Origin of the sequence: Dysgonomonas mossii DSM 22836 (assembly GCF_000213575.1) — a bacterium.
GTDB lineage: Bacteria > Bacteroidota > Bacteroidia > Bacteroidales > Dysgonomonadaceae > Dysgonomonas > Dysgonomonas mossii.
Window position 1 is genome coordinate 1 of the sequence record NZ_GL892006.1, and the last position, 13,408, is coordinate 13,408.

Genomic DNA, 13,408 nt, shown 5'->3' on the forward strand with positions numbered 1-13,408 from the left:
GTGCGCCGGTCGCCATCAAAGTATTGCTACTCTATGCTGCCCCTCGACTTGCATGTGTTAGGCCTATCGCTAGCGTTCATCCTGAGCCAGGATCAAACTCTTCTTTGTATATTCTTTTTTTCTAAGTCTTTCGTGATCCTGTCCTGCTCTTTTTACTTATTAAGTAAATTGACGGTATAATATTTCTTAGCACCAAAGTGCTATTGTACTACACTCATATGTTGTCATTATTTCAAAGATCGTTTTCTAATCGCTTAGCGAAAATCTCCGGACTTAAACAAGTGGCCGAAACCCTCTTTTTATGCGCCGTGTTCTCTATCAAAGCGGGTGCAAAGATATGCATTTTATTTATACATCTCCAAATATTTTAATGCCTTTTTTTAAAAATATTTTAACCGAAATATACAAACACCTTAAACAAAATAACTTAATCAATTATTGTTTATTGGTGAAGTATTTACAAAATGGCGTTAATCCACATTCTTCACATTTTGGCTTGCGAGCCAAGCATACATATCTGCCATGTAATATTAGCCAATGATGTGCTTTCGATAAATATCGAGAAGGGATATATTTTATCAATTCCCTTTCTGTTTGAGCCGGTTTTTTTGAGTTATCTGTTAATCCTATCCTATTAGACACTCTGAACACATGCGTATCAACAGGCATAGCCGGCTTATTAAAGGCTACTATAAGCATTACATTTGCTGTTTTACGCCCAACTCCGGGTATAGACTCCAATTCCTCCAAAGTATCGGGGATTTGCCCGTTAAAATCAGCCATAACCTTCTTTGCCATCCCAACAAGATTCTTCGCCTTGTTATTGGGGTATGAAATGCTTTTGATATATTCATAAACATCATCAGGGGAAGACACAGCCAAAACCTCGGGGGTTGGAAATGCTTCAAAAAGCGCAGGAGTAACCATATTAACCCTCTTGTCGGTGCATTGAGCAGACAGAATTACCGCAATCAAAAGATGAAATGGGCTATCATAGTGGAGTTCGGTATCCACAACCGGCATATTTTTATCAAACCAGTCTATCACGCGTTCGTATCGTTCTTTCTTTGTCATATAATAATTAGATAAAAACACAAAATCCCCTATAGTCATAACTATAAGGGATTTTTTATAATTTAAGTTTTAATAATTACCAGAATGCAACCCTGTTGTCTTTTACATTCATTTTTTCTTTCAGAACCAACATTGCCTGAGACATCAATTGATACATGTTGCTTTGACGTATCATTTGTTTTGACTGTGCCGGGTCGAATGTAGCTGCATTTTCAGTCTTGCTTGTTACATCTATCACGTATACTCCCGATTTACCTTTCTTAGGAGCTTCCAGCTTGTTTACTTGTCCATGTTTTGCATATACGTTCAACAGCGGTTCGTAACCAACACCTGAGATATTATTCGTTTGGAAAGTAACAAAGTTTACAGTATCAACTCTACCAGCTATAGCCTGAGCATATCCATCTAGTGAAGTCAAGTTTTTAGCTTTTAGATCAGCAATTATTTTTTCTGCCTTTTTATCATTAATCAATTCAGCTTTCAACATTGCTGATACTTCAGATACCGGCATATAATCACCGCTAATTTCATTCTTAACTACAGCGATTATTCTTTTGTTGGTAAGATTATCAAATTTCTTCACAGACCCAACTTTATTGTTGAAAGCCCAAGATATAACCTGACGTGAACCTGCAACCTGCCCCAATAACATATCAGACGGAGAAACAACTGCATTTGATATAATATTATATCCCTTAGTCAATGCAGCATTATCGAAATTCTGAACATTTCCGTTTTCAGCAACAAATTGATTCAACTCGTTATCTACCGAGTTTTGAGTCTTATCACTAACAATCACCGGCATTTGGATAAGTGCAATCTTAACTTTTGCCACAGGATTTGTTTTATCTTCAACACGTACAATTTGTGTCTGACCATTTATAGATACATTGAAAACATCACCTTTAGCTGCTCCAAAGCACTTCTTGATCAAATCTCCACCGGCACCGGCCAAAGCCATTTCTGTAGCCCAACCGATATTACCGCCATTTGATCCCGGCATCAACTCATTTGCTAAAGCAGAAAAATCTTTGCCTCCTTTAATTACATTCAGCAAACTGTCAGAGATATGAGTTGCAGTAGCCTGATCCAAACCCTGAGGTAATGGAATCATCTGTAGTTTTACAGAGTCGGCAGCAGAAGTTCTGTCAACCAGCTTATACATTATATATGATTGCTCGTTGCGTTCAGGCCCGTTTACTTGACCAATAGTTGCTGCTTGAGCAAATTCTTTCATATCTGCAGGTAAAGTATTTACCGAGATAAATGCATCTACATACTGATTGTTTGAATATTCATTAACAAGTAATCCCGGATTATCTGTTGCTACAAATTTATCATGAATAGCATTGATTTCTTTTTCTACAGCAGCATAATCTTCATCACTCGGAACAACATCTTTTACAAAGTAAGAGATCTTACGTAATTCAGATTCAAGCTTAAAGTTGTTCTTACGTTGATCGTATAACGCTTTAATATCTTTATCTGTTACTTCTTTAGCAACTAGAGAGTCTGCGATAGAAGCATATTTTTGTACAACATACGATATGCTGGCTTGTGTTTTAGAGTCATCAAAAGCCGATTTAGCTTCTGTATCTGTAGGAATCACAATACCGGCAACTATAGCTGAATATTTTTCTTCGAGACGTTGATATTTCATCATATTCTGGATAAATGTCCAGATTTCTCTCCTAGCCTGTATTTCAGCTCTTTGATTCTCAGGCAAATTAGTATCATCCTGAGAGATAGTTTGTATAAACTGATTCAACGCCGCTCTTTCGAATTGACCTGTTTGAGGATTAACGAAGAATGGTATCTGATGTAGTATTGGAGCTACGTTAGGCCCTGTAACCATATCGTTCAATTCTTCTTTGGTCACATTTAAGCCAAGTTGAGCAGCCTGCTTGTCGAGAATAATCTCTTTCACCATCTGTTGGTAAACCATTTCGCGAATTTGCAATGTAGCATTTTCGTCCAATGAGTTTTGTCCAGACATTATTTTCTGAAAATGTTCCCACTGCGCAATTCTATCCTGATACTGCCTGGTTGTTACTACTTCACCATCTACAGTGAATGCTTTATCCTTACTTTTGTTTATAAAAGAAGATATTTCGCTCCAAGGGAGGACGAATGCCAATAGTCCGAGAGCGATAACTCCGATCAAGAGACTCGATTTGCTTCTAATTTTCTGTAAAGCAGCCATTTAAATAAATTATTATTTTATATTATTAGTTATTTTATTTACAATTTATAACTTTTTGCGCACGAAGATAATAAATTGAGATTGAATTTCATTCATAATTGAATAACTATTCTTTCTTTTCCTCATTGTTTTGATCATCTGCATTCGCTTCTTGATCTTCATTGTATGTTATTGGCGAGTCTTTCACATTCCAAAATCGATATTCTGTCATTTGTTGATTTGCCTCAAACCCTCCCATACCACGCAAAGTCATCTTGTCCGGTCTGAAAACTTCTACATATTTCTTTGAATACACTTTTTGCTGACGTTGATCCCAAAACAACTCTTCGCTGGAAAAGGTTTCTCCTAACTTATTGCGTATCACAACATGTCCTCTAAGTTGCCATAGCTTTTTACTTGTAAAGTTCCAAGCTGTATCAGCCTTTACAGTGGCAACTATGCTAAAGATAGTATCGAACTGCTCGACATAGAGACCGTCCGGGAAAAACCAGTGAGGATCTTTCGCCCTGTCGAATATTTCCCATGTTTTAGCAATCACTTTATACCGTATGAGCCCCGAATCGGATATTAGCATGGTTACACTATCCGTATTCAAAGAAGGAACCTTATCAGCATCATAATGGAGGTCGACAGTACTCTTTACTTCTTCTTTACAGGATATAAAAAAGAAAGCCATAACAGATAAAAGGACTGTTACAACCGATAGATTCTGTCGTGTCTTTAACTGTTGCATTTTAAAAACAAGTAGCCCCAATATATTATTGAGGCTGAATATAGAGTTATATTTTGTTAGTCAATTTTCTTACGGAAGAACCAGAACTCATTGATATTCACATTTAGAGAAACTCCAAAATATTCTTCGGCAATCATAGTTTTAATCTGCGGCTTAATCTTCTTATATTCGAAGTTTAAATTAATATAAGAAACCCTTCCTCCCAGATTATCTTTTATCGGGAACCCAAATCCAAGAGTCGCACCATATTCTTTATATCCTTCTACTTTTTTCGTAGAGGCTTCAGTTACATTCAAATAAGAATTACTATAGTTAAGTCCTCCTCTGAATTTTATTTTTTTGAAGAAACTTCTATCATACGGATCAATCATATACTCGGCACCTACATTGTACCTCCATCTATTATTGAAACGTTCACTGTCGGATAGTTCATCTCCCATAAGTGAAGAGTATTTCACTCCATCCCATTTCTGATATGTAATATCAGCTCCTACAACTAGCCTTTCGTTACGTTTCCATGTAAATCCGGCTCCATACGTTTCTGGAAGACCTGCATTGATTCCATTATGAGTAATGGTATCACCGCTGGCAATACCTCCGGCAACATTTAGTTCGTAATGATAATTTGTATAATCTGCTTTGGAATTTATCTTAGGAGAATATACAGCACCTACAGTCAATACATCTTTCTTCGAAACAGGAAATTCATATTGAACACCAATATCAAATTTTGCAGCCTTTATTGAGAGTTCGGTATAATCGGTAGATGTATAACTATTTGTACCACTAGAGCCTACCGCAGGAAGACTTCTTGTATGATTCATCGTACCAAAAAGAAAAGATGCATTTGCTCCTACAGAAAATCCTTTCAATGGAGTAGCATAACCAAGTCCACCATAAACCTGGCTTAGTCCGCCCGATCCGGTGAACGATTTTGTATAAGTTACAGTACTACCGCTAGCAGTTTCTGTTGATCCAAATTTATATCCTACAGATGAAAAAGGAATTACTCCAAAACTCATACCAAGTCCCTTTTTGAGTGGTACTAAGATTGTGATATAATCTAATCCTCCGCTGTAATGAGAATCTGAATTTGTGCCGTCACTTAACTTACCCTTATTAAATGACACTCCCATATCAAATAAAAATGTAAGAGAGTCTACTCTCGAATACGAAGCCGGATTGAGAGGGTTTGCACTTTGACTATTACGCAAACCATATCCGATGCCTCCCATCGCTTTAGATGCACCTACCGACTGATCTCTCAGAACTCCATAACCATACCTACTGTAAGGGGAATTTGTTTGTGCCTCTATTGAGCATACCATAATAGCCGAAACGGCAAATAAAAGAAGTACTTTTCTCTTCAACATTATAAAATATAATATACAATTTATCTTTACTCTATCGGGGGTATTATATCCCGATGAAAATTACATCTGTTCTTGTTAAACTATAATTCACCTTTCTATAACAAAAAAACGAACACTTTATTATTTATAGAGGATAAATTATCTTGGATTTTTTATGGTTCGAAAGAAAATATATTATGAAAGTTAAAACATAAATATAGTATATGCCATAATTCTATAATCCAGTCACAAAGTCTCTTCAGATCTTAATCAAATTTGTGCAAAGTAAATTAAAAAAACTTAGTTAATCGAGTTTTTAAATAAAATGTCATATTTTTTTTGCCTTAAAAAGGTTAATTATCCTTATTTTGATACCTTTGTGAGTGACTTGAAAAATAATGAGGATACGAGATAAAAACTTTATAAACAATAAGTATTATCAAAAACTAGAACCGTTTAGGGACATCATCTGGTTCTTGGCACTTTTCCTGATATTCGAATTCATATGGAAGCTTCTTGTCCATATAGGAGACGATGAAAAAATACTATTGGTATTGGGTAAAGATCTCACTAGATATACCGAAGGTTTTTGTTTATGGACAGCCGAAACAATCTTCTGGCTCATTCATGACGTTTTAGGCAATCATAATTTTTTCATTAATGGGACTGTACTTCAATTTGAAGACTCTATACCGATCGATATAGTTTGGGGCTGTACGGGTCTGAAACAGCTATTCATGTTTACATTTATTCTCACATTTTACTTTGGACCGATAAAGAAGAAATTGTGGTATTTGCCCATGGCATTGCTTATTCTGCTGGTTGTAAATATCCTTCGCCTTATCGTTATCTTCTATATTATAAAAGATCCATTTCCCGAGTGGTTTATATCAGTAAACGAATGGTACAATAACCGTACATGGAGTAACACGAGAGAAAATTATTACCAATTCTACAAAGACTGGTTCAATGTATTTCACCGCGATATATTCACTTGGATATATTATGATGGTGTGATATTTATCCTGTGGCTTATATGGGAAGAAAAGATAAACAAGCCCTTCTCCCGATTGAAAGCAAAAATATCAGATTAACATCTTTACGATACTACTTGAACCGTCGCCCTCTGAAGCGCATATTATACAACGGTTGAATTATATCCAGAAGTGGAAGAGAAAAATAGAATTTCCCGGAGAAAAAGTATTGAGAAGATTTGTTCAGAATAATTAGTTGAGTCGTTAATCTTAGCAAGAAAAAGAAAACTGAGAGTCCCAGCAAAGCCCAGTGGCTGAAAAATATGCTATACACCACTAAAGCAATAAACAAAAAATAAAAGGTGCTACGAGTAATTGCTTCAAGTGAAAGCAATCTTGTCACTCGCTTATTCAGATATGGACGTATAGAGCAGAACGACCTTTTTATTTGTCTCCAGAGTGATAAGCCTTCTATATCTGTTTCCATAAAGCTATCTTGCACTAGAGATACAGATGTATTTGCCTCGTTCATAACTCGACTAATAAAGAGATCTTCCCCACTCTCTATATTCAATAGTGAAGCATATCCTTTGTGATCAAAGAATAAATGCTTACGGAAAAGAAGGTTGCGATAATTGCCTATATATGGTTTATTATTGAATACTGAGCATATACAATACATATTAAATAATAAGTTATCGAATCGAGCTAAGCGATTGAAGAACTTCTTGTTCTCTTTGAAGTACGAATACCCCAACACAACATCTTTATCGGAAGACAATTCACTCACCATACAAGAAATCCAGCTCTTGGATACCGGCTTACAATACGGCTCGGTAAATAGCAAAAGATCTCCTGTTGCTGCTTTAGCGCCTATCGTCAAGGCCAATTTACGCCTATCCATCTTTTTATCATTCGAGTAAGGAAGATAAGTATGGTATAAATTAGGATAACGAAGCTCTAATGACCTTAACAACACATCACTTTCATCGGTAGACCCGTTATTAACTACAATCACCTCGTAATCAAAAAAATCTTGTTCTAATATAACAGGTAAGTTCTCTGACAAACTATCTACCTCATTCTCAGAAATAATAATGACCGAAACTTTCTGCATAAGCTGAGCTGCTTTACCTGTATCCTCAGTATCTTTTACAGCCCGTCTATATGGCTTTCTATAATACAGAAAGTAATAAAACAACTGTATTATAAATAAAACAACAAAGACAGACAACCCAACAATCTCAGTCAGATTAAATTCGAAAGATGATAGTATTTCAGTCATTCCTATAGTGTGTATTATGAGAGGCCTTTAAACGATACAAGAGTCATACCGTAGTACGACCCTTGAAACATTATATGATAACGTACATTATTAAATTTTATCAGAGAAATAAGATTTAGGGATATCTCTGCAATTGTATTGAGATGCCATTATTTCACCGTATGCTCCGGCAGAACGTAACACCAACAAATCTCCTCTTTTAGACTCGTTCAGTTCGTAGTCTTTTACAAACACATCCGATGATTCGCAAATAGGACCTACAACGTCATACTTCTGTATAGGTAAATCGGAAGATATATTTTCCACCTTATGGTACGCCTGATAAAGAGCCGGACGTATAAGGTCTGTCATACCTGCATCTACGATAACAAAAGTTTTGCTTTCGCCGTGTTTTACATAAGTAACTTTGGTCACCAACGAACCGCACTGAGCAACAATGGCTCTTCCCAATTCGAAGTGAACAACTTGGCCGTCTCTCAACTTTAGTCCTTTATGAAATAACTCAAAGTAGCGTTGAAAATCAGAAATCGGATTTGCGTCCGGATCTTCATAGTCTATACCAAAACCACCGCCTACATTTATATTTTCAAGCTTCATTCCTTTAGCTTCAAACAAGTCCTGTAGTTCGTTTATACGATCACACAAAGGATCGAATGTGTGCACATCTTCGATTTGTGAACCTATATGAAAGTGAATTCCGATAAGCTTAAGGTTCTTCAACGACTTAAGTACCTCAATAGCATTATCAAGGTGAGCCATGCTGAATCCAAACTTATTTTCATTTAGCCCTGTAGTGATATATTCGTGAGTATGCGCATCTACATTCGGATTGATACGAAGAGCTACTTGCGCTGTTTTACCTTTCTTGGCTGCCAACTCATTTAAAACAACGAGCTCAGGCATCGACTCTACATTAAAGCAGAAGATATTAAGGTCTAAAGCCAAATTTATTTCTTTATCGGTTTTCCCAACACCGGCAAAAACAATCTTCGACGCAGGAAACCCTGCTGTTATTGCTGCCTTCACTTCATTTCCGCTTACGCAATCGGCACCAAAGCCTTCTGAGGCAATCAATTCCAATATCCTGCGATTAGCGTTTGCTTTTATGGCATAGTGTTGAATAAATCCATATTTTTTAGTTTCTTCTTTTACGATTTTCAGCGTTCTTTTCAACAAGTCTGTATCGTAATAGTAAAAAGGTGTCTCTATACCTTTCAGTTTATCAACAGGAAAATTTCCTTTTGTCATTTGAAATTAGAAAAATTAATTAAACAATTTATCATTTAATATTTGAAGTGTTCTCTCTTTATCTTTTTTATATATAAGGAACGAGAAATTATATCTGCTACCCCCGTAAGACAACATTCTCACCGGAATTTCTTTCATAGCTCCCATAATATCTACTGATATCCCTGAGTCTTGCGACTCCAGATCGCCAATGACTGATACAATTACCATATCAGGGTCTACTGATACCGTTCCATATTTTTTCAGATCATCTACAATGGCCTGAAGGTTACGGTCGTCATCGATTGTCAATGATACTCCTACCTCCGAGGTTGCTAACATATCCAAAGATGTCTGATAGTTTTCGAAAACTTCTGCTATTTTACGTAAAAATCCATGGGCAAGCAACATTTTTCCCGATTTTATCTTTATCGCAGTAATATTATCTCTTGCACCTACGGCCTTTATTACATTTGCTTCTGTCTTGTTAGATATAAGCGTACCTGCCGCATCAGGATATTGAGTATTCTTTAAACGAACAGGAATATCTGCAAGCTTAGCCGGAAGAATACTTGATGGGTGGAGTATCTTAGTACCGAAGTATGCAAGTTCTGCCGCCTCATCGAAATTTAACTGACGGATAGGTGCCGTTGCCTTTACATAACGTGGATCGTTATTCTGCATGGTATCTACATCCGCCCATATTTCTATCTCTTCGGCATTTACAGCTACACCTATCAATGATGCGCTGAAATCACTTCCTCCTTTACGCAAGTCGTCTATTTCGCCATAAGCATTTTTGCAAATATAGCCTTGTGTGATATACAAGTCAGCATCTTTAGACTCTTCCAATAATGCTGATAGTTTATCTTTAATATATACAGGATCGGGAGCCGAGTTTTTATCTGTGCGCATAAACTCTAGCGCAGGAATCAACACAGCATTTACCTTCTTATCCAATAAATACAGATAGAATAGCTCGGAGCTTATCAATTCACCTTGAGCCAGTACCACACGCTCTTCGAAGAGTGTGAACAGGTCTTTGGTAAATGTACGGATATAATCAAACTTAGAAATTAAAAGCTCATGCGCCAGTTTTTTCGACTCTCCATTTTCGAAAAGAGAATCAACCAGTTCTATATATTGCTTTTCGAGCCCATTTATTATTTCTATCGCTCCTTCTTGGTTCTTTTTATATAGGTAATCGGATATTTCAGTCAAAGCTTCGGCCGTACCACGCATAGAAGATAACACAATAATATTGCCATTATCCTTCACTACAATATCAGCCACTTCTTTTATTTTGTCAACAGTAGCTATAGATGCACTTCCAAATTTTTGAACTTTCATATTAGTACCTTATTTATAAATATTAGCCGTAACCAAGATGCAAAAGTACAAAAATTTTTGAGCCTTCATTTCAGATTTATACATATATTTACAATCAAGCTCTATTTTTATCAAAAAAATACACAATAATATATTTTTATTTAAGGCGACATCTCAAAACAACAACATCCACACAGGAGCACAAACACAAAACACTAAATAACAATCGATTAACATTATAAAACATCAATTTTCATTTAATATATTTCTGTATTTAACAAAAAGGCTTTACCTTTGCAGCCGAAAATCAAAACAAGGATATGCTAAGCGTAGTATAATTTGTTTTGTATCCCAAAAATTGGGAGAGCCATATTCTATTTCTGTGAGGCATTGGGATAAGGCTTTAGTGGTAACCAAATAATTATTTTATGAAGTATGCGAAGTATTTCTTGTTTGTAGGTATTGCTCTAATCGGCTTATCATCTAATACAACAAGAACTTCTGGGCTTTCTTCGGAAGGTATTTATCCGGGAAACCTGTTCCCTGATATCAAAAATTTAGAGAACAAATCAGGGACAAAAATGAACCTGTCTGATCTGAAAGGTCAAAAAATATTGGTAAATTTCTGGGCTGCTTACGATGCCCCTTCACACAAGGACAATGTGCTTTTTGCAAATGTAATAGAGAACAAAAAGTATCCTGTGAGAATGGTGTCTGTATCTTTCGACAAGAACGAATCTGTCTTTGAAAGAACGCTGACAATGGATCGCATAGACGCGAAGTATCAGTTTATAGCAAAAAACGATGCTTATTCAAGTTTATACGATCATTACCAATTGAGGAAAGGATTTAAGAATTACTTAATCGATGAAAACGGAGTAATTATGGCAATGAATCTTTCGCCCAACGATTTAGATCAGTTATTGAAAAAGAATTAATTGATTTCATTTATTATAAAGCGTTTCATTTCCAGAAAATGAGACGCTTTATTCTTTTTATTTTTATCTTGCAGCGTAAATCACAACAAGAATGACAAAGCGACAAAATACACAAGTCAACAAAGGCATAATAGCAAAAACACTCGACTGGGCTTACTCTAAAGCCGTAAGCGGATTTACCGGAGTAGACTCGGCATACGATCTGGGCAATAGCTACCTCGCACAAAAAGGTTCACTCGAAGAACAGGTAGATTCTCTTATCAAATGGCAAGTAGCCAAAGCTGCAACAAGCGGCTTTGTCACAGGGCTGGGAGGTGTTATGATAATGCCGCTGACAGTGCCGGCCAATATAGCCAGTGTAATTTATGTTCAGATACGGATGATTGCAGCCATAGCATACATGGGAGGCCACGATATTCGCGAAGACAGGGTAAAATCGCTGATCTATATTTGTATGGTAGGCAACGGAGCCAAAGAATTATTGAAGGATATGAGCGTAAAAGCCGGAGAAAGGCTAGCAGCCAAAATTGCAGAGAAAGTGAGTACCAATATAGCAAGCAAAACAGGGCAAAAGAGTGTTACCTCCCTAGGTAAGGCCGTGCCGGTATTGGGTGGCGTGGTAGGCGGCTCATACGATGGTATAACAACAAGAGTAGTCGGAAAAGTGGCAAAAAAGATTTTTATAGACAAACAAGCTTCAGAAAAAGACTAAAGCGAAGATAAAGCATCAGCCAAAAACATATTCCGTTGATAATACGAATCTTACACCTTGATCCTTTGCTTTATCAAAAATAGCCTTGGCACTTTCATTACCCGGATTTATCCAAGACATACAATCTGTGAGAACAGTTACTTTATTTGCCAACTCATCGCATTCATCGAGGATATCATTCAAAGAGCTGGCAACACAATAATCTGCCGCCTCACCCATCAACAACACTTCGTCGAAAGTATTCAGTACCGACAGCAAGGTTCTATTCAAATGGGTTCCCACCTCATTCTCCCACTCTACCGCCGCTCTAAAAATACTATAATGTTCTGTTGATTGCGAATATCCTTTATAGAACAACTCATACGAATGGTCATTATCAATAGCCCATTGGGTCAGGCTGTCAGTCAACACCTTATTGATTGCCCATCCCTCTGTACCTAAAATACAATGCATAGGCCATATTGTGCAGACTCCCCCCTTGGCCTCCAGTTGCTCAAGATAAGGAAGAGCCTTTTCTTTGTTAAATTGAGGTATCCAAACACCTTTTCTTACATCAGAAGCCGTTATCGAAGAAAATAAAGCCGGACGGTTTCCAAGCTCCCCTTTCCAATAACATTGATGTGCAATATGAATCGGTTGATGAGAGTCTAAAGTAAGTGCGATATAAGAAATTAGCTCCTGATTCTTTAATATAAAGTCTGCCATACGCTTTACGTCGGCATCCGCACCCTTTACAAACAGTTCTCCTGTTGGCAAGGTAAAATCATTTTGGATATCAACACCCAGTATAGCTACTTTTTTCATAATCTCTTGTATTTGTTCAATGTTATATTAGCTCTTACAAAGATACGACAAAAGGTAACAAAAGTAACACATATTTCACAGTTTCTACCGTGTCACTTTGGGCAATTACATATCTGTTATACGAGCCTACTGATGATAGTAACACCTTTATCTAATTTAGATAAATATAGGCAGAAATGATAAAAAATGCCGTATCTTCAAGCAATAAAATGAGTCTTATGCAAATACATATAAACAAAGGTGTTTTCTATTCATTTAAGATAAAAGATAGAAAACGATTAGAGTCCGGCATTCTACTGGTTGAAGGAGAAGACTGGGTACTGCTGAGTAGTATTTTTTCTGATTATATTGTAGATGGTTATATGCTCATCAATAAAAAGTATATAACATCTATACACCGAACCGAAAAAGAGATATTTACCGAAAAGGTACTGAAAGCCTCTAATAAAACCGACATTGTCCCATATATAGATATACCTCACTTATCAACGGATTCTCTTTTCAAATGGATTGAAGACAAACATATTGTTTTTCAGATAGACAACAGAGATGAGCATCAATGCTGGATAGGTAAAATATTAGACTCGACCAAGAAATCCATATTTCTTACGCCGCTTACACCTAAAGGTGAATGGGACAAGTCTGTATATTACGCTTTTCGCAAGGCCAATATTCGGATCATTTCCTTCAATAGTGATTATATCAATTCACTAATGGCGTATAACAAAAAACATATTGAAGAGAATGAATAACAACCTAAAATAATAAAAGATGCAG

General features: G+C 36.5%; 12 protein-coding genes and 1 rRNA gene. 4 read left to right on the forward strand and 9 right to left on the reverse strand.

Annotation, left to right across the window (positions count from 1 at the left end; genetic code table 11):
• The 5 genes from HMPREF9456_RS06905 to bamG all read right to left on the reverse strand — a co-directional run.
• Positions 1-108: ribosomal RNA gene (locus HMPREF9456_RS06905) — 16S ribosomal RNA — on the reverse strand; the annotation flags it as partial.
• A gap of 327 nt (positions 109-435) precedes the next feature.
• Entirely contained in the window at positions 436-1,074 is a 639-nt protein-coding gene (gene nth / locus HMPREF9456_RS06910; protein WP_018074833.1) for an endonuclease III, read from the reverse strand.
• 76 nt (positions 1,075-1,150) lie between these two features.
• Positions 1,151-3,277 carry a peptidylprolyl isomerase gene (locus tag HMPREF9456_RS06915; RefSeq protein ID WP_006842779.1) on the reverse strand — a complete coding sequence of 709 codons (2,127 nt, stop codon included), beginning with the start codon at positions 3,275-3,277 and terminating at the stop codon, positions 1,151-1,153.
• Positions 3,278-3,383: 106 nt separating this feature from the next.
• Entirely contained in the window at positions 3,384-4,010 is a 627-nt protein-coding gene (lptC, locus tag HMPREF9456_RS06920; protein WP_026177050.1) for an LPS export ABC transporter periplasmic protein LptC, read from the reverse strand.
• A gap of 56 nt (positions 4,011-4,066) precedes the next feature.
• On the reverse strand, positions 4,067-5,383 hold the full coding sequence (gene bamG / locus HMPREF9456_RS06925) for a BamG family beta-barrel-assembly machinery protein (RefSeq protein ID WP_006842781.1): 1,317 nt from the start codon (positions 5,381-5,383) through the stop codon (positions 4,067-4,069).
• Positions 5,384-5,760: 377 nt separating this feature from the next.
• Between bamG and HMPREF9456_RS06930 the strand changes: the two genes are divergently transcribed.
• Positions 5,761-6,456, forward strand: coding sequence for an archaeosortase/exosortase family protein (locus HMPREF9456_RS06930; RefSeq protein ID WP_006842782.1), 696 nt, complete (start codon positions 5,761-5,763; stop codon positions 6,454-6,456).
• Between the two features lie 13 nt (positions 6,457-6,469).
• Here the strand turns inward: HMPREF9456_RS06930 and HMPREF9456_RS06935 are convergent, their stop codons facing one another.
• From HMPREF9456_RS06935 to HMPREF9456_RS06945, 3 genes are all read right to left on the reverse strand, one after another.
• A complete protein-coding gene (locus tag HMPREF9456_RS06935; RefSeq protein WP_006842783.1) occupies positions 6,470-7,621 on the reverse strand; it encodes a glycosyltransferase family 2 protein in 1,152 nt (383 codons plus the stop codon).
• Between the two features lie 90 nt (positions 7,622-7,711).
• Positions 7,712-8,869: a diaminopimelate decarboxylase gene (gene lysA / locus HMPREF9456_RS06940; RefSeq protein ID WP_006842784.1), complete on the reverse strand. Its 1,158-nt coding sequence runs from the start codon at positions 8,867-8,869 to the stop codon at positions 7,712-7,714.
• Positions 8,870-8,884: 15 nt separating this feature from the next.
• Positions 8,885-10,198, reverse strand: coding sequence for an aspartate kinase (locus HMPREF9456_RS06945; RefSeq protein WP_006842785.1), 1,314 nt, complete (start codon positions 10,196-10,198; stop codon positions 8,885-8,887).
• A 407-nt stretch (positions 10,199-10,605) separates the two neighbouring features.
• Between HMPREF9456_RS06945 and HMPREF9456_RS06950 the strand changes: the two genes are divergently transcribed.
• Positions 10,606-11,115 carry a peroxiredoxin family protein gene (locus HMPREF9456_RS06950; RefSeq protein ID WP_006842786.1) on the forward strand — a complete coding sequence of 170 codons (510 nt, stop codon included), beginning with the start codon at positions 10,606-10,608 and terminating at the stop codon, positions 11,113-11,115.
• A 91-nt stretch (positions 11,116-11,206) separates the two neighbouring features.
• Positions 11,207-11,827, forward strand: coding sequence for an EcsC family protein (locus HMPREF9456_RS06955; RefSeq protein ID WP_006842787.1), 621 nt, complete (start codon positions 11,207-11,209; stop codon positions 11,825-11,827).
• 15 nt (positions 11,828-11,842) lie between these two features.
• Here the strand turns inward: HMPREF9456_RS06955 and HMPREF9456_RS06960 are convergent, their stop codons facing one another.
• A complete protein-coding gene (locus tag HMPREF9456_RS06960) occupies positions 11,843-12,631 on the reverse strand; it encodes a cysteine hydrolase family protein (RefSeq protein WP_006842788.1) in 789 nt (262 codons plus the stop codon).
• Positions 12,632-12,849: 218 nt separating this feature from the next.
• On the opposite strand from HMPREF9456_RS06960, the gene HMPREF9456_RS06965 reads away from it, so the two are divergent.
• Positions 12,850-13,383, forward strand: coding sequence for a hypothetical protein (locus tag HMPREF9456_RS06965; protein ID WP_245531005.1), 534 nt, complete (start codon positions 12,850-12,852; stop codon positions 13,381-13,383).
• Positions 13,384-13,408: the final 25 nt, after the last annotated feature.